Source organism: Nocardia sp. NPDC046473 (genome assembly GCF_040645995.1).
Taxonomy (GTDB): Bacteria; Actinomycetota; Actinomycetes; order Mycobacteriales; family Mycobacteriaceae; genus Nocardia.
On record NZ_JBEYZJ010000009.1, the window covers coordinates 162,654 to 181,556 of the forward strand.

At 66.4% G+C, this 18,903-nt stretch carries 19 protein-coding genes; 8 read left to right on the top strand and 11 right to left on the bottom strand.

Features of this window, described 5'->3' with window-relative positions:
* The first annotated feature begins 290 nt into the window (after positions 1-290).
* Both ABZ942_RS31150 and ABZ942_RS31155 read left to right on the top strand, forming a co-directional pair.
* Complete coding sequence (locus ABZ942_RS31150; protein WP_357388238.1) at positions 291-995, top strand: sigma 54 modulation/S30EA ribosomal C-terminal domain-containing protein; 705 nt, start codon at positions 291-293, stop codon at positions 993-995.
* 9 nt (positions 996-1,004) lie between these two features.
* Positions 1,005-1,964 (top strand): acyl-ACP desaturase, encoded by a 960-nt coding sequence (locus ABZ942_RS31155; RefSeq protein ID WP_357388240.1) that lies wholly within the window; start codon positions 1,005-1,007, stop codon positions 1,962-1,964.
* A gap of 84 nt (positions 1,965-2,048) precedes the next feature.
* Here ABZ942_RS31155 and ABZ942_RS31160 read toward each other — a convergent pair whose 3' ends face one another.
* A complete protein-coding gene (locus ABZ942_RS31160; RefSeq protein WP_357388242.1) occupies positions 2,049-3,050 on the bottom strand; it encodes a hypothetical protein in 1,002 nt (333 codons plus the stop codon).
* 253 nt (positions 3,051-3,303) lie between these two features.
* On the opposite strand from ABZ942_RS31160, the gene ABZ942_RS31165 reads away from it, so the two are divergent.
* The 5 genes from ABZ942_RS31165 to ABZ942_RS31185 all read left to right on the top strand — a co-directional run bounded on the left by ABZ942_RS31165 (position 3,304) and on the right by ABZ942_RS31185 (position 6,965).
* Positions 3,304-3,735, top strand: a complete 432-nt coding sequence (locus ABZ942_RS31165) for an excalibur calcium-binding domain-containing protein (protein WP_357388244.1) — start codon at positions 3,304-3,306, stop codon at positions 3,733-3,735.
* A 127-nt stretch (positions 3,736-3,862) separates the two neighbouring features.
* On the top strand, positions 3,863-4,426 hold the full coding sequence (locus ABZ942_RS31170; protein WP_357388246.1) for a hypothetical protein: 564 nt from the start codon (positions 3,863-3,865) through the stop codon (positions 4,424-4,426).
* A 19-nt stretch (positions 4,427-4,445) separates the two neighbouring features.
* Positions 4,446-5,126: a response regulator transcription factor gene (locus ABZ942_RS31175; protein WP_357388248.1), complete on the top strand. Its 681-nt coding sequence runs from the start codon at positions 4,446-4,448 to the stop codon at positions 5,124-5,126.
* Positions 5,127-5,197: 71 nt separating this feature from the next.
* Positions 5,198-6,352 carry a HAMP domain-containing sensor histidine kinase gene (locus ABZ942_RS31180; RefSeq protein ID WP_357388250.1) on the top strand — a complete coding sequence of 385 codons (1,155 nt, stop codon included), beginning with the start codon at positions 5,198-5,200 and terminating at the stop codon, positions 6,350-6,352.
* A gap of 85 nt (positions 6,353-6,437) precedes the next feature.
* On the top strand, positions 6,438-6,965 hold the full coding sequence (locus tag ABZ942_RS31185) for a DUF2231 domain-containing protein (protein ID WP_357388252.1): 528 nt from the start codon (positions 6,438-6,440) through the stop codon (positions 6,963-6,965).
* Positions 6,966-6,992: 27 nt separating this feature from the next.
* Here the strand turns inward: ABZ942_RS31185 and ABZ942_RS31190 are convergent, their stop codons facing one another.
* From ABZ942_RS31190 to ABZ942_RS31220, 7 genes are all read right to left on the bottom strand, one after another.
* Complete coding sequence (locus ABZ942_RS31190) at positions 6,993-8,039, bottom strand: hypothetical protein (RefSeq protein WP_357388254.1); 1,047 nt, start codon at positions 8,037-8,039, stop codon at positions 6,993-6,995.
* Positions 8,040-8,228: 189 nt separating this feature from the next.
* A complete protein-coding gene (locus ABZ942_RS31195) occupies positions 8,229-9,011 on the bottom strand; it encodes an ABC transporter permease subunit (RefSeq protein ID WP_357388256.1) in 783 nt (260 codons plus the stop codon).
* A gap of 18 nt (positions 9,012-9,029) precedes the next feature.
* Positions 9,030-9,920, bottom strand: a complete 891-nt coding sequence (locus ABZ942_RS31200; protein WP_357388258.1) for an ABC transporter ATP-binding protein — start codon at positions 9,918-9,920, stop codon at positions 9,030-9,032.
* Positions 9,921-9,948: 28 nt separating this feature from the next.
* Positions 9,949-10,674 (bottom strand): SDR family oxidoreductase, encoded by a 726-nt coding sequence (locus ABZ942_RS31205; protein ID WP_357388259.1) that lies wholly within the window; start codon positions 10,672-10,674, stop codon positions 9,949-9,951.
* Between the two features lie 111 nt (positions 10,675-10,785).
* On the bottom strand, positions 10,786-13,980 hold the full coding sequence (locus ABZ942_RS31210; protein ID WP_357388261.1) for a beta-phosphoglucomutase family hydrolase: 3,195 nt from the start codon (positions 13,978-13,980) through the stop codon (positions 10,786-10,788).
* Between the two features lie 21 nt (positions 13,981-14,001).
* On the bottom strand, positions 14,002-14,664 hold the full coding sequence (locus ABZ942_RS31215; protein ID WP_357388263.1) for an SRPBCC family protein: 663 nt from the start codon (positions 14,662-14,664) through the stop codon (positions 14,002-14,004).
* Positions 14,665-14,782: 118 nt separating this feature from the next.
* Positions 14,783-14,974, bottom strand: a complete 192-nt coding sequence (locus tag ABZ942_RS31220; protein ID WP_357388265.1) for a DUF1059 domain-containing protein — start codon at positions 14,972-14,974, stop codon at positions 14,783-14,785.
* 408 nt (positions 14,975-15,382) lie between these two features.
* Here ABZ942_RS31220 and ABZ942_RS31225 point away from each other — a divergent pair, with 408 nt between their 5' ends.
* Positions 15,383-16,036, top strand: a complete 654-nt coding sequence (locus ABZ942_RS31225) for a phosphoribosyltransferase (RefSeq protein ID WP_357388267.1) — start codon at positions 15,383-15,385, stop codon at positions 16,034-16,036.
* Positions 16,037-16,215: 179 nt separating this feature from the next.
* Here ABZ942_RS31225 and ABZ942_RS31230 read toward each other — a convergent pair whose 3' ends face one another.
* The 3 genes from ABZ942_RS31230 to ABZ942_RS31240 all read right to left on the bottom strand — a co-directional run bounded on the left by ABZ942_RS31230 (position 16,216) and on the right by ABZ942_RS31240 (position 18,897).
* A complete protein-coding gene (locus tag ABZ942_RS31230) occupies positions 16,216-16,836 on the bottom strand; it encodes a DUF2267 domain-containing protein (RefSeq protein WP_357388269.1) in 621 nt (206 codons plus the stop codon).
* A gap of 15 nt (positions 16,837-16,851) precedes the next feature.
* Positions 16,852-17,772, bottom strand: coding sequence for a universal stress protein (locus ABZ942_RS31235; protein ID WP_357388271.1), 921 nt, complete (start codon positions 17,770-17,772; stop codon positions 16,852-16,854).
* A 72-nt stretch (positions 17,773-17,844) separates the two neighbouring features.
* Positions 17,845-18,897 (bottom strand): zinc-dependent alcohol dehydrogenase family protein, encoded by a 1,053-nt coding sequence (locus tag ABZ942_RS31240; protein WP_357388273.1) that lies wholly within the window; start codon positions 18,895-18,897, stop codon positions 17,845-17,847.
* Between the last annotated feature and the right edge of the window lie 6 nt (positions 18,898-18,903).

Below are 18,903 nucleotides of genomic sequence, written 5' to 3' on the forward strand. Positions count from 1 at the left end.
AGTCTCGACCGCTGACATCGGTTGCCGGGATGGCCTTTTCGCACCGAAACCGGGGCCTATCGTCACCGATTCCGGCGCGTGCGGTCCGCTTCCTCCGCAAAAGGACTTTGTCGGGTAGGCGGTCCCTGCCGCCGAGGACCTTCGGCCCTGCCTGCGTGGTGCGCCCGCTGGTGACATAGGGACCGCTGAAAACGCCGGACCAATGGAAAGCGGGCCTACCTATGACAGTTTCCGAACTGAGGTCGACTACGGCGCGAGCGATACCGATATCCGTTTCGACCCGCGGAGCGGTGACCGGCGCACACCTTGCGCAGGCAAGGCGCACCATCGAACGGATCATGCGGCGGCATCGGGTCGAGGGCAATGCGCGGGTGCGTCTCAGCGCCGCGCCATGCGCCGATGGTCCGATGCTGGTACAGGTCAATCTCGACTTCGGGGATGTGCCGGTCCGGGCGCAAGCTGTTGGCCCCGGTGGGTTCGCGACGACGTTCGCCGCCGAGCGGCTGGATCGGATACTGGCCGGCGTCACCGCAGGCGTGCTGCGGCCGCGCTGGCCTGATCCGCGGCGGCCGCAATTGGCGCTGTCCACCGAGCCTCGGCCGATCGTGCGCCGCAAGCGTTGCGCACTGCTGAACGCGACGGTGGCCGAGGCCACCGTGGTGCTGGAGGCGATGGACTACGACGCGCATCTGTTCACCGACACCGAGACCGGAATGGACGCCGTGGTCTATCGGGCAGGCCCGCGGGGCGCGCGCCTCGCCCGGCAACACCGGCTGGGTCTGCCCACCGCCGCAGCATCGTTGGCACTCACCGTCAATCCCTTCCAGACACCGTATCTGAGCGAGCACGAAGCGGCGGATCGGTTGTGCCGCTACGGCTTGCCATTCCTGTTCTGCACCGATCCGCGAGACGGTCGCGGACGGCTGTTCTATCGCCGCTACGACGGCGACCTCGCCGTGATCGCACCCACCGAATCCACCGCAACCGAAAGGTAGGCAGCCAGATTGCCGCGTGACCTGTCCCAACGTGAAATCCTGACCGAGCTGGAGCCGATCGCCGAAGACTGTGTGCACCGGCACCTTTCGATGACGAAGGACTGGCATCCGCACGACTACATTCCGTGGGAGCAGGGCCGCAACTTCGCCATGCTCGGCGGAACCGACTGGGACGCTGAGCAATCGAAGCTCAGCGCGGTGGCCAAGGCAGCCATGATCACGAATCTGCTCACCGAGGACAACCTGCCCTCCTACCATCGCGAGATCGCCGAGAACTTCACCCGCGACGGTGCGTGGGGCACCTGGGTCGGCCGCTGGACCGCTGAGGAAATGCGGCACAGCACCGTCATCCGCGACTATCTCGTGGTGACCCGCGGCGTGGACCCGATCGCACTCGAGGAAGCGCGAATGATCCACATGACCAACGGATTCGCTTCCGGCGCCACCACCGCCGAAGTGGACAGCGGCGCGGGCTTCCTGCATTCGGTGGCGTACGTGAGCTTTCAAGAGCTGGCCACCCGGGTCACCCATCGCAACACCAGCCGGGTGTGCGAGGACCCGATCGCGGACAAGATGTTGCAGCGCATCGCCGCCGACGAGAACCTGCACATGATCTTCTATCGGACGGTCTGCGGCGCGGCGCTCGATCTCGTGCCGGATCAGGCCATCGAGGCGATCGATGCGATCGTGCAGAACTTCCGGATGCCGGGCGCGGGCATGCCGAACTTTCGCCGCCACGGTGTGCTGATGGCCAAGCACGGCGTCTACGACCTCCGTCAACATCTGGAGGAGGTGTTGACGCCGGTGCTGCGGCAATGGAACATCTTCGGGCGCAACGATTTCACCGCGCGTGGTGAACAGGTGCGCGAGCGGCTCGCGGCCTACCTCGATGACCTCGAACGGGTCAGGATTCCGAAATTCGAAGAGCAGCGGGACCGTTCGCTGGCCCGGGAGCGAGCGCGCGCCTGATCCGGCGGCCGGGTGGCTCGATCCGGTTCGGAACCCTGGTACGACGACTAACGGGCGACGTCGTGCCAGGGTTCCTTCCCACCGCTATCCCTCATCGAAAGTGAGGATCTCGGTGACCGGGCGACGCGGCGACGTCGGAGGTACTTCTCCATCCGGCGCCGTGCCGACTCGGATCACGACCTGCGGCACCACATGGTGCGGCAGCAGGGTCGTGATGGTCTTACGGGCGGTGGGCAGCTCGGTGATGTGGGTCAGCGCGCAGCTGGCCTGACCGGTCACGGTGCATTCCAGCAGCACCGCCGACAGCGCCTCGCCGGCATGCAGCCACGACAGCATCGAATCGTCTTCGGTACTGAGCACCATCAGTTGCGCCTGGTCCTCGATCTCACTGCGGCGCGCGGAATGCGGCGCGGACGGGAAGGTACGGCCGACCGGAACCCGAGAGAACTCCGCATCCGAGACGAGTGCGCCGCGCGGCACACCCTCGGTCACGTGGGAATGCCCAGTCCACCAATGCAACTCGGTCTGATACTCCATGTCGTAGCGGCGCAGCGCGGTCGCGTGCTGCGAAGCGACAGCCAACCGCGCTCCCGCCTCGGCGTCGAGAACATCGAGCTCGACATCGTGCGGGTTCGCCAGCATCCGCGCCAGATGCACGAGCTCGGCCCAATTACGCGGCGGGAGCATCGGCAGCCGGTCGGTGTGCCGCAGTTCGATCGCGCGGGCGCGCGAGTGCACCCCGGTCGGCGCCTCCGGCCACGGGCGGAATTCGATGGACGCCAGCAGATCGAGCCGCTCGGGATCGGGCAACCGCACGGTGTCGGTATGCCAGCCCCGCGCGGCAAACGCGGTGCGCAGGTGATGCAGCGCCGCGCCGCAACTCATCACGAGCTGTCTGCCATGCGGGTCGGTCGAGGTCAGCAATCGTTCGCCGTCGCGATAGAGGTGCAGCCGGGTGCCGTCGAACACCCAGCGCCACGGCTGCGTGTTGTGCACCGAGGGCGCCCGCCCCGCCAGCCGCACAGCCGCCGTAATCGTCGGTCGATCCGGTACGAACGTTTCGGGAAGAACATCGCTGTCGGTCATACATCGAGTCTGCGACGCCCCCAAGTACCACAACTACGGGCCTTGAGCCCAACCTGAAAGGCCCAAAGTCACTGCGTCGACGGCCGTTGCCGGAGGATTAAAGGCCGAAGGCGCCGAATTGTCGGGACCTACAACCCTGGACGGTCGGCCTAGCCGGACGAATCATTGTGGGGCGTGATCGCTTTTGTCGGGGGAGTTGAGCCATCCAGGCTGCCACTCCGATCGCGTATCACATTCAGAGACAAGGCAGATCATGGCAACAGCACCGCGATACCGCGCGGCCGTCGTAACGCTGATCGCGGCGGTTTCGCTCGCGTCGGCCGCGTGCGGCCCCGATAGCACGCCCACCCCCACAGTGCGTTACCAGCCGACGACCACGGCACCGACCATCACCGTCACCTCGACGACGTCCGCGACGACCCTGATGCCGGTGCCACCACCGGTTATCGCACCGCTGACCTCGGCGGTGGCGCCTCAACCGTTGGTGCCGCAGCCACCTGCCGTCCCCGCCGTGGCACCGACGACCATCCCGCCACAGCCGACCACGACCGTACTGCCTGCCCCGAGCGTCTACTACCCGAATTGCGCCGCCGCTCGGGCGGCCGGTGCTGCGCCAATGCATCGCGGTGAGCCCGGCTACCGTCCGCCGCTCGACCGCGACAACGACGGAATCGCTTGTGAATAAACGGGACTGATGGTCGGGCTCTGGTGCGGCGGTGCGTACCGCCAGACCAGGGAGGAGCCGAGATGAGGACTTCTGGCATTGCCTTTGGACTCTTCGCCGCCCGACGAGCGGGCAACACACTGGATTTGTGAAAACTGATCAGATACAAGTTCCGTTGGGGATCGGGTCGGCGTGCCGTGCGCTGGCACTGTGCGCGGTGCGGGTCGTTGTACTGCTGCTTACCCGGCGGATTCATTTGCCGGTGGAAAATCGCGCCCGCCGTTTGAGTTTCGCCGACCGGACCACCGCCGACGTCTTCCGGGAGACGCGCATCGACCGCGCCGCGGCCACGGATCCTTGTGTGCTGGTGGTGAAGTTCCGGTTGCGTGCGGTCCGCGGGCGCGGGCATGCGTTGTTCCGGTGGGAGAGCGTGCTCAACACCGTGCTGTTCGCCGGTTTTCCCGGCCTGATTTCGAAACTGTGGCTTGCCCACGACCGGAACGGCGTCTACCGCGGCCTCTACGAATGGGATGGTCCGGCCGCCGCGGAGTCCTACGCCCGCGCGCTGTGGCGAGTGCTGGCTGTGGTCAGCGTGCCCGGGTCGATCGGCTACCACATCCAGCCCGGCCTGCGCCGTGCCGATCTGTTCGATTCGGTCGATGCGGGGCGGAGCGATGCGACCGAGTGGTGGCGGCTGACCGGTATTTCGTAGTGGTGGCAGGCTGGGCGGCATGGCGATTTCAGGTATCGCGCCGCGAGTGCTGCTGGTCGAAGACGACCGCACGCTCGCGGACATGGTGGCGGTCCTGCTGACCGAGGAGGGGTATCGAGTTCAGGTCGCGGAGAACGGCCAGGTAGGCCTGCATCACGGCCTGACCGGTCAATTCGACGTGTTGATCATCGACCGCGGCTTGCCGATTCTGGACGGACTCGACCTGCTCCGGACGCTGCGCGATCATGCGATCGTCACCCCGGCGCTGCTGCTGACCGCTCGCGGGACGGTGGCCGATCGGGTCGAGGGACTCGACGGTGGCGCGGAGGATTACCTGGTCAAGCCGTTCGAGGTGCCCGAATTCCTGGCCAGGGTGCGGGCACTGCATCGCCGCCATCTCAGCACCGCGACCTCGCTACCGATCGGGCAGCGCAGGCTGGTGCCTGCCACCCGCACGGTCGTCGACCCCGCCGGGACAGCACCGGATGTGGTGCTGTCGGAACGGGAATGCGCGTTGCTGGCCACCCTGGCGCGGTCGCCGGCGCAGGTGTTCACCAGGGCCCAATTGCTCGAACTCGTCTTCGATCGCGCCGACACCGACGGCACGGTCGACACCTACGTGTACTACCTGCGGCGCAAGCTGGGGCGAGAGTCCGTCGTCACCGTGCGGGGCGTCGGCTACCGGTTCGGCGTGCGATGATTGGCCGCCGACGACCCAGAGCGGTTTTGGCCGAGCCTGCGCAGCTGCGGCGAGTCGCTCGGAGTGCGGCGTTGCAGTCCGCGTTCGTCTTGGCGGTGGTGTTGCTGCTGGTCGGAATCGTGCTCGTGCTCGTGGACGGCCGCATCCGCGATCATCAGCTCGACGCCCAGCTGGCCGAGGTCGCGGCCGAGGTCGACGACATCGATGACCCGCCCCCGGGAATGGCGCTTGGCATCGTGGACCAGACAGGCAACGTGAGTATCAGTGCGCACGCCCCTGAGTCGACGGCCGGGTTGGCGACCGGCCCCGCCGGCTACTCGACGGTGCGCTCGGCCGGCGTCGAGTACCGCGCGCTGGTGGTCGAGAGTTCCGGCCGCAGGCTTGCTGTGCTGGCCGACAAGCGTCCGTGGGACGAGAGCCGGGATCGGGTACTGGAAGCGTTGCTGATCGCCGAACTCGCGGGTCTGGCCACCGCGGCCGGAGCCGCAGTCCTGTTGTCGCGGCGCGCGATCGGGCCGATGGCCGCCGCGCTGACGGTTCAGCGCGATTTCGTCGCCGACGCATCACACGAGCTGCGGGCGCCACTGACGGTGTTGCACACTCGTGCCCAGTTGCTGGCCCGTCGAGCCGCCCGTGAGCAGCTCGCCCCGGAATGGCGCAGCCAGCTCGACGGGCTGGTCGCCGACACCAGGGCGCTCGCCGGAATCGTCGACGATCTGCTGCTCGCCGCCGCGGCCGAGGACGAATCCGACCGGTTCGAGCCGGTGGACGTGGCGGCGCTGTGCCGTGAGGTGGGTGACAGCGTTGCCGCCTACGCCACGACCCGCGGCATCGACATCGCAGTCGAGGTCGGAGATTCGGCCTCGGCACCACTCGTCGAGGGTCTCCGGCCGGCCCTGCGCCGGGCGGTTTTCGCGCTTGTCGACAATGCCATGCAGCACGAAAAGGACGGCGGCACAGTCACGATCCGGGTCTCCCGCACCGCCGATGAGGTCGCGGTAACCGTGTCGGATACCGGCGCCGGTCTCGATCCGCGCGATGCCGAACGCTTCTTCCGCCGGTTCGCCCACGGCGACGGTCACCGCGCCGGAACCCGTTCGCACGGTATCGGTTTGGCCCTGGTGCGGGCCGTTGTCGACGCACACCGAGGCCGGATCATGGTGGACGGCGCGCCCGGCCGAGGCGCCGCCTTCACCATCGAATTGCCTGCGGCGCAGGGCGAATGATCGGCACTGAGAATTCTCCGAGAATCAATCCATACGCTCCGAGACGTAGCAACTCGAACCAGCCCTACCAGGAGCGCCGAACGGCATGGGACCCACCACAGTCAACGATCTCCCCGCGCACGTCCTGTTCGTCCACTGCGTAGTCGTACTGGTGCCGTTGGCGGCGGTGCTGCTCATCCTCGCGGTGTGCTGGCCGGCCGCGCGAATCCGGCTGGGCTTGATCACGCCGCTGATCGCTTTCGTCGCGCTGGTCCTGGTCCCGTTGACCACCAACTCCGGAGAATGGCTCGAACGCCACATTCCACGGGATCCGCTGGTGCGCCAGCATACTCAGCTCGGCGACCAGCTGTTGATCTGGTCCGCGGCCGTGTTCTTGCTGTCCGTCGCATGGTGGGTGATGCACAGCGAACGCGCCACCGGATGGCTGCGTCGGCGATTTCACCGGCCGCCCACGGTGACCGTGCATCGCGCCGTGGCAATCTTCGTCGCCGCGCTGGCGGTCGTCGTGGCGGTCGGCTCGGTGGTTCAGGTCTACCGCATCGGTGACAGCGGCTCCCGAGCCGTATGGCACGACCGAGCCACCGAACAGCCCCGGTCCACACCGCAGCGGTGAGCGCGGGGCTGATCGAGGCGTCGCGATCTATTGAGCGCGCAGGATACGCAGCAGGAAGGCGCCGGTGATGGCGGCCATCGTAGCGGCCATCAGGAGCCCGCCGCCGATGCCTATCGCCGTGACGAGCAGCGTCGATTGTCCGGGCTGCCACAAGGGGGTGGTGAAGGCGGTGAAGGCGAGCAGTCCGGCCGACCAGGCCAGGGCGGTCGCCCAAATCCATTGGCCCGCATGGTTCAACCGGTGGCGCAGCACCGACCATTGGGTGACGCCGATGGACAGCAGGATCACGGTGCCGCCCACCACTGCGGCGGGGATGAGGACGGCGGGTGGCCAATTACCGAGGCTGTCGCCGGCCAGCACCGGGATCACGCCGATCGACCAGGCCAGCACGGCGCCGATCGCCGTTGCGAGAATCCAAGCACCGGAACGTAATCCGGGCACGACCGAACGCAGCACCCGCGCTTGGAACCAGCCCAATACCGTGCCCTCCACGGCACCCGCGGCCAGCAGCGCGACGGCGGCGGTGGCGGGTGCGGCGTCGCGCACCAGCGCTCCGACCACGGCCGGTGCGGCGAATCCCAGCAATTCACCGAGGGTGACACTGGTGCACCAGCGTCGCCACAAGCCGTGATACGGCGGTGCGCCGGGCGGGCCGCTCGGCAGGTTGTGCGCGGCCGGTAGCTCGATCACGACGAAAGGATCCGTCACGGGGATTTCCATGCGCGGATATTCCGCCTGGTAGATCGCGCCCACCTCTTCGTGCTCCAGCGATCCCGGTTGTGCCACATGACCCGTCCCGTTGCGCCACCGGCCGTCGAGCCATACCGAAATCGGCCGGGGTGCACAGAAGTTGCGCCACCACGACTTTGTGTGGGCGCGTGCTACCCGGATGACGACGGTGTTATCCGAGCGGGCGTAGGACACTGGTAATGCGATGTGACGGCCCGACAGTCGGCCCTGGTAGCGCAGTTCGGTCAGATTCCGCCGCAGCCCGGCCGCCATGGGCGAGTGCAGCATCTTCAACATCACCGATGCGCTGAAGCCTGGTGCTTCGTATCGAGTCGTGATCGTCATGTATCAATGATCGGCACCGGGCGCGGCGGTCGGCAGGTCCGAAAGCCATCATCCGCGATAGCCGATGGTCCTCTGCCGCGGTGACCGAATCCGCGCCGGTTCGGCTATGCCGACGGCAAGCACCCCGCCACCTGTTGCTGTGCAGGTGACGGGGCACGGACAGCCCAGTCAGGCGGTTGACCGGGCCGCTCAGGCGCCGGCTATATCGCGGCGGTCGAAGACGGGTAGTGCGGCGAGCAGGCAGACGATTCCGCCCAGCGCGAGCCAGAGAAAGGTGAGCGGGAGCCCGACGCCCATCGGTCCGCCGCCGACCGCCTGACGGAACGGCGACCATGGGCCCCACGGGGTGATCGCGGGAACCAGTTGGCTTGCCACGTACAGCACATATGCGGCGACAGCGAGAATCGATGCCCCGGCGAGCGCGAGCACACGCTTGCCGGTGGCCGCACCGATCGCGGCGGCGATCAGTCCGAATTCCATCCCGAGCAGCGTCATCGATAATGCGCCGGAGGCGGCGAACGCGATCGGTACGCCGAGGCCGAAGATGGCCGAGCACACCACGATCGATCCGAACAGTGCGAGTCCGAGAACCGCGACCGAGGTGATGACCACGGCGGCCTGCTCGAGCGCGAGCCGAATGGGTGAGACACCGTTGACCAGAAGGACTTCCAGGGTGCCGCGTTCTTCCTCGCCGGCGATGCCGCGGGCGCCGCGGCCGATGGCGAAGACCAGGAACAGGACGGGCATCATCATGGTGAACAGCTCGACATTCAAAAACCCGGTACCGGTGGAGAACTGGTCGAGGTTGAACAATTTGCGCATGGCTTCGGGATAGTTCTTCAGGAAATCTTGCATGCCGGACATGTCCGAGAACGATGGCCAGATGGCTGATTCGAGCAGGACGATCAGCACGACGCCGATAATCCAACCGAGCAGTCCCCGGCGCTGATCGCGCAGAGTTTTGGTATACACGGTGCGCAGCATGGCGTTTCAGTCCTGTCCGTAATAGTTGAGGAAGACCTCTTCGAGATCGGGTTCGCGACTGACGATGTCGGTGACCTCGAACGGCGCTATGACCCGCAACAATGCCGCGGTCGAGCCTTCGAGTTCGATATGCACCGACTTGGCATTGTGGTGCGCCGACCGCACGCCGTCGAGCTGCCGCAGCCGGTCCAGAGCCGGTACCGCACCAGCGAATACGAGATCGATGTGACGCAGCGGCCGGGCGGTGAGTTCGTCGATCGAGCGGACCTCGACCAGTCGTCCTTGGCGCAAGATGCCGACCATGTCGGCCACCTCCTGCACCTCGGAGAGCACGTGCGAGGACAAGAACACGGTGCTGCCCGCCGCCTTCGCCTCATGGACCAAGGTGTGGAATTCTCGCTGCACCAAGGGATCCAGCCCAGCGGTCGGCTCGTCGAGGATGAGCAGATCGGGTTCGGACATGAACGCCTGGACGATGCCGACCTTCTGCCGGTTGCCGTGCGACATCGCGCCGATCCGCACGGCGGGATCCACTCCGAGCCGTTCGATCAAACGGCGACGGACCTTGTCATCGACGCCGCCGCGCAGGTGCCCGAGATAGGTCAGATACTGGTCTGCGGTGAGATCGGGGTATCCGACGAATTCGCCTGGCAGATAACCGATATGGCGTTGCGCCTCGGATCGCGCGCGCACCGTGTCTGCCCCGCCGATGGCCGCGCTGCCGCTGGTCGGTCGCATCAGCCCGACGAGTAGCCGAATGGTGGTGGTCTTTCCCGCACCGTTCGGTCCCAGGTAGCCGAAGACGACTCCGGCCGGGACCTCGAGATCCACGTCGACCAGGGCAGACTTGCGCCCGTAGCGCTTGGTCAGGCCCTTGGTGCTGATAATCGCTGACATCCGAGTTCTCTTTCTCTCGACCGGGCGCCTATCGGCCCGCGGTCGTACCGCCGTCCAGGACGAATTCCGATCCGGTGGAGAAGGTGGCTTCGGTGACGAGGAAGCGAACCATCGCGGCGACCTCGTCCGGATCGCCGAACCGCGGCAATGGCTGTGCGGCAGTGATTGATTCATCGAGTCCGGCTGTCATCGGGGTGTGGATCGGACCGGGGTGCACCGAGCACACGCGGATGTCGTCGGGACCGAGCTCGATCGCCGCAGCCTTGGTCAGGCCGCGCAATCCCCACTTGCTCGCGACATAGCCGCCGATGCCCGCGTACCCGACCAGCCCCGCGGTCGAGGACATGTTGACGATCACCCCGCCACCGCCGGCCCGCAGGTGCGGCACGGCCATATGCATTCCGAGCCAGGCGCCGTACAGGTTGACCTCGATGACGTGCCGGAACATCGCGGGCGGTTCGGCCTCGATGGTGCCGTAGTCGAGGATTCCGGCGTTGTTGACCAGAATCGCCAATGGTCCGTAGGTGGCCTCGGTCTGGTCGATGAGGTCGCGCCAATTCTGTTTGTCGGTGACATCGTGACGTTGGAACATGACATTCGGTCCGAGTGCGCGAGCCAGCTCCGTGCCCTCTGGCTCGAGCAGGTCCGCGATGACCACCGCGATGTTCTCTTTGACGAGCGCTCGTACGATGGCGGCGCCGATTCCGCGTGCGCCGCCGGTGACGATGGCGCTACGTCCACTGAAACCGTTCACTGTGACAACCTCCGGGAGTATTGGTCGGTGTCACTAGAGCCTGGCGTGGATCGGTGGCAGGCGAGCCTGGCGAAGGTCCTCAGTGCGCAGGACTATCCGACTCTGTGTCGGTTATTCGATCGGCAGGCGGTCGTCGGTGACGGGGGTGAGGTCGAATTCGCGGACCTGACCGGCACCGAGGGTGGATTCGATGCCTGCGACATCGATGTCGATGGCTGTGTCGATGGCACCGGGTCTACTGGTCAGCCGGAGGCGATGGTGATCGAGGACGACGTCTATGCGCTGTCCGCGGTAGTACACACCGAATCGCACGCCGGTCAGTCGCGGTGGCAGGCGCGGGTCGAATAAAAGCCGGTCGCGGTGGCAGCGCATGCCCGCGAAGGCACGGATCACGATATCGACGGTGCCGGCCATGGCACCGAGATGGATGCCGTACTTGGTGGTTCCGCCCTGCGTGTCGTCGAGATCGGCGACCAGCGCCTGCTCGAACACCGACCAGGCTTGATCCGGCCGCATGCGCGCGAGCACCGATGCGTGCACGACTTCACTCAGCGTCGACCCGTCCGCGGTGCGTCGTAGGTAGTAATCCAGTGTGCGGTCGAGGGTTTCGTGGGTGCACGGGTAGCCGAGGCGCTCCAGCAGTTCGAGCAGACGGCCCGGGCCGAGCAGATAGACCAGCATCAGCACGTCGGCCTGTTTGGAGAGCTTGTACCGGTTGGTGGAATCACCCTCGGCCTCGAGGATCAGATCCAATCGGCCGATGTTGCCGTAGCGGTGACGGTAGGTGTCCCAGTCGAATTCGGCGAGGTCGGCGTACCCGTCGAACTGGCTGAGCACGCCGTCATGGAACGGGACAGCCATGCGCATGGCCAGGTGCGACCACTGATCGTATTCGGCGGGATCATCGATATCGATTCTGCGGCAGAGTGTTTCGCGTGCGTGTCCGGTCAGCAGATCCAGGGATTCGACGGCCTTGCGGCACACCCAGGCGGTGAGCACGTTGGTGTAGGCGTTGTCGCGCAGCCCGACGCCAGGCGCGTCGGGGTAGCCGTCGTGGAACTCGTCGGGGCCCATCACCCCGTCGAGGTGGTAGCGATCGGCGGTGGCGTCGTAGCGCGCCATGGCGGTGAACAACCGCGCCACCTCGATGATCAGTTCGGCGCCGTGTTCGGCGAGCCAGTCCAGATCGCCGGTGCACTCGTAGAACTGCCAGGCGTTATAGGCGATGGCCAGTCCGACATGGCGCTGCCGTCGGGAATTGTCGGGCATCCACCGCTTCGATCGCGGGTTGAACAGCTGGGTCGGCGTCTCTTCCCGGCCCTCGCTGCCGCTCTGCCACGGGAACAGCGCACCGGCCAGCCCCTGCTCGGCCGCGGCGAAACGAGCCGCGGGCAGCCTGCGCGACCGGTACCGCAGCACGGCTTTCGCCACCTCGGGCCGGTAGAGCGTGAGCAAGGGCATGACGAACAGCTCGTCCCAGAACACATGGCCGCGATAACCCTCGCCGTGTAGTCCGCGCGCCGGAACCCCCGCGTCGAGTTCCGCGGTGTGCTCGGTGACCGTTTGCGCGAGGTGGAACAGGTGAAGATCGAGTACGAGCTTGGTCTGGGTGTCGATGCCGTCGAGCTCGATCGCCAACCGATCCCACTGTGCGGCCCAGACTCGCTCGTGTTTGAACCGTAGAGCAGTGAAAGTAGCTGGTGCGCGGTCTAATTCAGCGATTGCGCCGGAGGCGGGCGCGGCGATGGCGCTATCCCTCGATGTGACGATCGCGACGATCTTGTCGATGACGGTGGGCTGTCCGTCACGGACTGTGACGGGGAACCGTTGTGAATAGTGTTCTGCGCCATCATTTTCGGCGATCGGTGCTGCCGCAGCGAAGTCGCCGGGTACGGAAGTGCGTGCCGCGACTGCGATCCGGACGCGGCTCGAGCTCGTCTCGGCCTGGACGACGAATGTCCGCGAATCGACCGGTTCGGCCTCGATCCGGGTCAGCTGGTGCTGGGTGAACGGCGGACAGTCCGCGACATTGGCATTGGTGACGCCCGCGTCGATGCCCGACCGCACCTCTACTCGGCCACTCCACCCTTGCGGCACGAGCGTGGTCTCCAACGCGGCTATATGCGGACGAGCCAGTGAAACCAGGCGACGCTGGGTCACCAGCAGTGTGCGGCCCTGTGGCTCGACCAGCAGTGCCGTCCGGCTCAATACACCGGTGCGCAGGTCCAGGTCGCGGCGTTCGTTGCGGATCGCCAGCGCACCGTCCGACCACCACACACCGCCGAGGCCGATATCCACTGGGAGCCAGTTCGGGATGTTCACGAGCTGCTCGTCTTCGACCTCGTGGCCGGCTACGGTGCCGGTGCGCCGGTTGTAGACACCCGCGAGATAGGTGCCCGGGTAATGCGCGCCGCCGCTCGGGTATTCGGGTGCCGCGCCACGAGTGCCGAGGTAGCCGTTGGAGAGTGTGGTGAGGGCCTCGCGCTGGCCCTCATGGGCCGAGTCCGAGCCGCCATAGCTGAGTAGCCACGGATCGGTCAGCAGGACGCCGAGGTCGAGTTCGGCGACGTCGTGCACTACGAGATCAGCGCCCGCCGCGGCCAGCCCATCCGGACGCAGCCTGCGATCGATCCCGACCACCAGCCCGAACCCGCCCGCAGCACCGGCTCGCACGCCCGAAGGGGCGTCCTCGATGACGACCGCTCTGGCGGGTGGCACCCCGAGTCGGCGGGCCGCTTCGAGGAAGAGCGCCGGGTCGGGTTTCCCTGGCAGCGAGAGCTTTTCGGCGACGGTGCCGTCGACGATGGCATCGAACAAATCGGTGAGGCCCGCGGCCGCCAGGATCGCACGCGCGTTGCGGCTGGCCGTGACCAACCCGGTCGGCACGCCGCCGGCGCGTAGCCGGCACACGAGGTCGACCGTTCCGGGAAATGCCCGAACACCTTGCTGAGCAATGAGTTCGAGAAAGATCGTGTTCTTCCGGTTGGCGAGGCCGTGGTCCGTCCACGCGTCATCGGGGTCGTCCTCGTTGCCCAGCGGCAAGTCGATCCCACGGGAAGACAAGAAGGCGGTTACGCCGTCGATCCGGGCGCGACCATCGACCAGGCGACTGTAGTCCTCGTCGTCGAACGGGCGCTGCGGGATGGCGGCGATCAGCCGATGGTCACGTAACACGTTGTCGAACAACTGTTTCCACGCTGCCGCATGGACGGTGGCGGTGTCGGTGACCACGCCGTCCATGTCGAACAGCACGGCATCATAAGGTGGCCTGGCGCCGAACGGACCGGACGGCGCGCTGTGGTCCATAGCTGACCCGGTTTCCGTCCCTTAACCTGCCTGAACTTCGACCGGACGATCGGCAACCGGTGTGCCGCCGCGTTCGGCTCGCTGCTTGATGCCGATGAGCATCTTACGCTCCATTATCCAGCTCCCCGGCTCCATGATGAGCCGGTTGAACAGTCTGGTCGGCACGCCGGATTCGGGCAGGGCGATTCGATTGCGGCTCACCAACCGGGTGCCCTCGGCGCTCGGATAGAGCCCGAAGGCCCACACCCAGTGTCCGTCCGCGGATGCGAACACCAGGGCATGCTCGGGCTCGATGATGGCTGCTCGCATGCGCGGGCCATTCTTGCCGAGCGCGAAAGTGTCGCCGACAGTGAGGTTTTGGAACTGCGGAAGGATCTCGTCGGCGCTGTGCATGTCGAGCCCGAGCAGATTCTCGATCCAGTCGTAGGTGTAGGCGCCGCCCCGGCCGGGGCCGAGTTGGACCAGCCACGGCCAGATCGCCGCCGGCGTCGCGGCGATCGTGATCGCCCGCGTCGCAATGATGTCCGGCTCGGTGAGCAGCTCGTCGCCCGGCATCGCCGCGGCGACCTGGTCGGGGGTCGAGCCCCAGGTCAGACACCGACGACGCAGTATCACCTGATAGCCGACAGCCAATCCGAGCAAGTACGCCGCGGTCCCGACGGCGACCGATGTCTTTGTTCTCATAGGGATACAGTCCGCCGAACGGCGGCCCCGGCACAGAGTCGTTCGGCCGTGCCGGCGTCGACCTTGGTCGTCTGCGGAAATAGCCGTTCGCCGGGTTACCGCTGGATGCGGGAGATGGTCAGGTTGCTACCTTCTCATCCTCGAGCGATTTCCGAATCTGCTCGCGCAGCTCCGGTCCGTCCTGGTGCATATGCACCGAGACGGCGTGCTCGCTGGCGGCCCGCACAACTTCGTCTTCTTCGCCGGCGATGGTGAGCGTGCAATTCGTTTCACTGGGAAACCTACGGCAGTCGGCTATTTTCCTGGTCATCGAATGAGCCTCCTGGACAGATCAATGATGCCGTTCTCTACGGTAGACCCGTCCATCATCAGCCGCGTCATATCCGCCGCACCTGTTCGTCGACAGGCTCCTCCCCGCTGTAGGCCATGAACTTCACGTATGCGTTTCCGGTGTCGGTGGGCGCCATACTCGGAATCGGGGTCCGTAGGTCTACGGCATCTGACTGTATTGCGTTTCTAATATCGCTGTCCTGCGACAAGGTCGGCGTCAATCCAGGATTAGAGGCAACCGCCCAGTTTTATGTGGCCGCGGCAAAAGCGGATAATTAGGTGTCAGGCCATGTGTCCGGGGTGTTCGGCGGGGTAGAGTTCGAATTGCTTTCTCCGAGTCCCGAAGTGCGGCTCACCTCCGTGTGGATTTCCGACTCGGGAGCTGAGCTTGTCTTTCCTTGATCGCCGTGATGCCGGCCGCCAACTCGCCGAACAACTTTCGGTGTTCCGCGGGCTCGACGTAGTAGTGCTCGGTCTACCGTGCGGCGGGGTTCCGGTCGCCTACGAGGTCGCGGCCTCGCTCGGCGTTCCTCTCGATATTGTGTTGTCGCGCAAGCTTGTCGCACCGGATCGGCCGTGGCTGGTATTCGGCGTTGTCGGTGAGGGCGGGGTGAGCGTCACCGACAACGGGTTCGGGGAGCGGGCCTTCATTTCCGCGGCGGACCGGATCCGAGTGACAGCAGAACAGCGAGAGCAGTTGCGCCACAGCGTCGTTCGCTTTCGCGGCAGCAATCCCCAGCTGTCTTTGGATGACACGATCGCGATCGTCATCGATGAGGGCCTTGGCTCCGGCGCGGTCGCCCACTTGGCGTGCGGTATCGCGCGCGCTCGCGGTGCGGCGCGAGTTGTGTTCGCCGCCCCGGTCGGCTCGGGCCGGCCACTGCGCGCGTTGCACGCGGTCGCCGATCACGTCATCTGCTTACGTACACCACAATTGTTCGGCCCGATCCGCCCTTGGTACGCGGACTTCGCCGAAGTCACCGACCTCGAGGTCTGCGCCATCTTGGCTCTGGCATACGAAAATCTGCCTGTTCGAAGCTGATCTGTGCAATCCGCTCACTCACCGGCGTCCGGTCGGTACTGCCGGACATCGCGGCCAACACACGGAGAGAGGAGGTGTGAAATGGGATCAGTGTATGGACCCGGGCCCGACGGCGCGGCCGACAACGAAGACGTCCAGGACGACAAGCCATAGCGGATTTCGAGGCTGATGGCCTGGGGTTACGGCTCGGCGTGTGCGGCCAGGAGTATCCGGTGCGCTTCCTGGGCGGCGGCAGCGGTTCGGGCGCTGTCCGGTCCGCTGTCCGGGCGGGATTCCAATCCGTGTGCGAGTACCGCGACCGCTTCGGCGAGCGTCTGCAGGCGGTCGCCGAGGTCGGTGAGTCGGTTCTCTACCGTGTCTTCGTCGTTCGGGCCTGGCGAGGTGCCGAGCAGGATCCGATTCAGGTCGGCGGGCAGGCGAAAGAAGAGGTGATCCAGTAGACCGGGGGAGCAGAGATCGCGGAACGCGTCGGTGACTATCCACATGAGGCCGACCGCCTCGTCGTCGGTAACGCCTGCCGCGCAGGCGAATTCGGCGAGCATGGTGTTCACGTCGGACGATGCCGGGGTGCGGCCGGGCACCCAGCCCTCGAAGAACGCACCGCGCAGCAGTTCTGGAAGCTGTGCGCTCAAATGCGCGGCGGCGTGCAGTTCGAGGCGGTCGCGCACGATGTGTAGCCAGGCGCGGGTTGCTCGATAGGCGAAGGCGCGATCGTCGGTGGCCATTGCGTCGGCGACGTGGCGCAGCCAGACGTTGGCGGAGTGGACGGCGGGGGCGAAGGGATCTCGGGGATGAGACATGGTGGTGTTCCTCGGTCAGTCCTGGTGCGTGACCAGGACGGGGCAATGTGCGTGTTGGACAAGGAAATTGCTGGTCGAGCCGAGCAACAGACCGGCGAACGCGCCGTGTCCGCGAGTACCGACGACGATCAGCTGGGCAGTGCCGGACAGCTCCAGCAGCGGCCGGATGGGTCCGCCGGGGTGGATCTGCCGGGCGACCCGGACGTCGGGATACTTTTCTTGCCAACCGGCCAGGCGCTCGGCGAGCAGCGCGTTCTCGGCAGTCTCGATGTCGGCCTCGACCAGGGTGAGCTCGGACTTCCCTGCGAATCCGTCGAAATTCCAGTCGCTCCACGCATGGACGACGATCAGCTCGGCGTCGCGGTCCGAGGCCTCGGCGAACGCTGCCGCGATCACACTGTCGCCGGCGGCACTGTTGTCGGCGCCCACCACGACGGGCCCGGTGTGCCTGATCGACGGATCAGCTCCGGTGCCGCGGACCACGATCACGGGCCCGTGCGCGTGGCTGGCGACAGCGAGCAGGGTCGAACCCAGATGGGCGAAAGTCCCCGCGTTGCCGGTCACGCCGAGCACGACCATATGCGCCGTGCGGGACACCTGGATCAGCAGTTCGGCGGCGTTCGCGTCCGAAATCTGGGTGGTGACGGTGAGCTCCGGGCCGAGCTCCAGGGCGAGTCGGCGCGCGTCGCCCACGATCTTGTGGCCGCGCTGGTGGATGGATTCGGTGATCGGCGCGATCATCGCGGCGTGGCCACCGAGCGTTGCGCGGGTGGCGGCGAGGTCCAGGCCGTGCATGATGAGCAGTTCCCGGCGCCGGTGGACAGCGGTGCGGGCGGCCCAGCGGACGGCGACGTCCGAGCCATCCGATCCATCGACGCCGACCACAATGGCCGCGGATGCCAGGCGGTGCGGATCACTACTGTGCGGGGGGTTCATAACGGTGGTCCTCGGGAAGTGGGTGTCGAGGACCGGCGCGTACGCGAACGGGGACGCGCCGGTCGCACGAGGTCAGTGCGGAGCAGTGCGGCAGACCATCACCTTGAGCGCACCGGTCTCCCCGGCGCGGGCGAAAACGTCGTAGGCGCTGGGGAATTCGCTCATCTCGAAGCGGTGGGTGATCATCGGCGCCGGGTCGAGCTGGCCGCTGCGGATCAGTTGGATGAGGGTGGGTGTGGAGTTGGTGTCGACCAGGCCGGTGGTGATGGTCAGATCGCGGATCCAGATGCGTTCCAGGTGCAGGGTGGCGGGGGCGCCGTGTACGCCGATGTTGGCGACGTGGCCGCCGGGGCGGACGAGATCTACTGCGAGCTCGAAGGTTTCCGGAACGCCGACGGCCTCCATGACCACGTCGGCACCGAGATTGTCGGTGAGCCGCGCGATCTGGGCACGGATGTCGTCGCGGCCGCTGTTGAGCGCGATGTCCGCGCCGAATTTGCCTGCGGCCGCCAATCGGCTATCGACCTTGTCCACGACGACGATGTGGCCGGGGCTGTACAGTCGTGCGGTCATGATCGCGGCCAGCCCGATCGGCCCGGCGCCGATGATGACGACGACGTCGCCGGGACGGACTCGCCCGTTGAGCACGCCGACTTCGTGGCTGGTCGGCAGGATATCTGCCAGCATCAGCATCTGTTCGTCGGTGATGCCGTCGGGTATCGGGTGGGTGGACATGTCGGCGAACGGAACTCGCACCGATTCGGCTTGCGTGCCGTCGATCAGGTGGCCGAGAATCCAGCCGCCGCCACCCAGGCACTGGCCGTAGCGGCCCTCCTTGCAGAATCGACACGCACCGCACGCGGAGATGCACGAGATCAGTACGCGGTCACCGACTTTGCGGGTGCGCACGCCGGGACCGACCTCGGTCACCGTGCCGACCGCCTCGTGGCCGAGGATGCGCCCCGGCGTCACTTCGGGCACGTCGCCCGCGAGGATGTGCAGATCGGTGCCACAGATCGTCACCGCGTCGACGCGCACGATCGCATCGGTGCTGTGTTGGATCTGCGGGTCGGGGACCTGCTCCCAGCTGGGTTGGCCCGGTCCACGGAAAGTCATGGCGTACATGTTTTC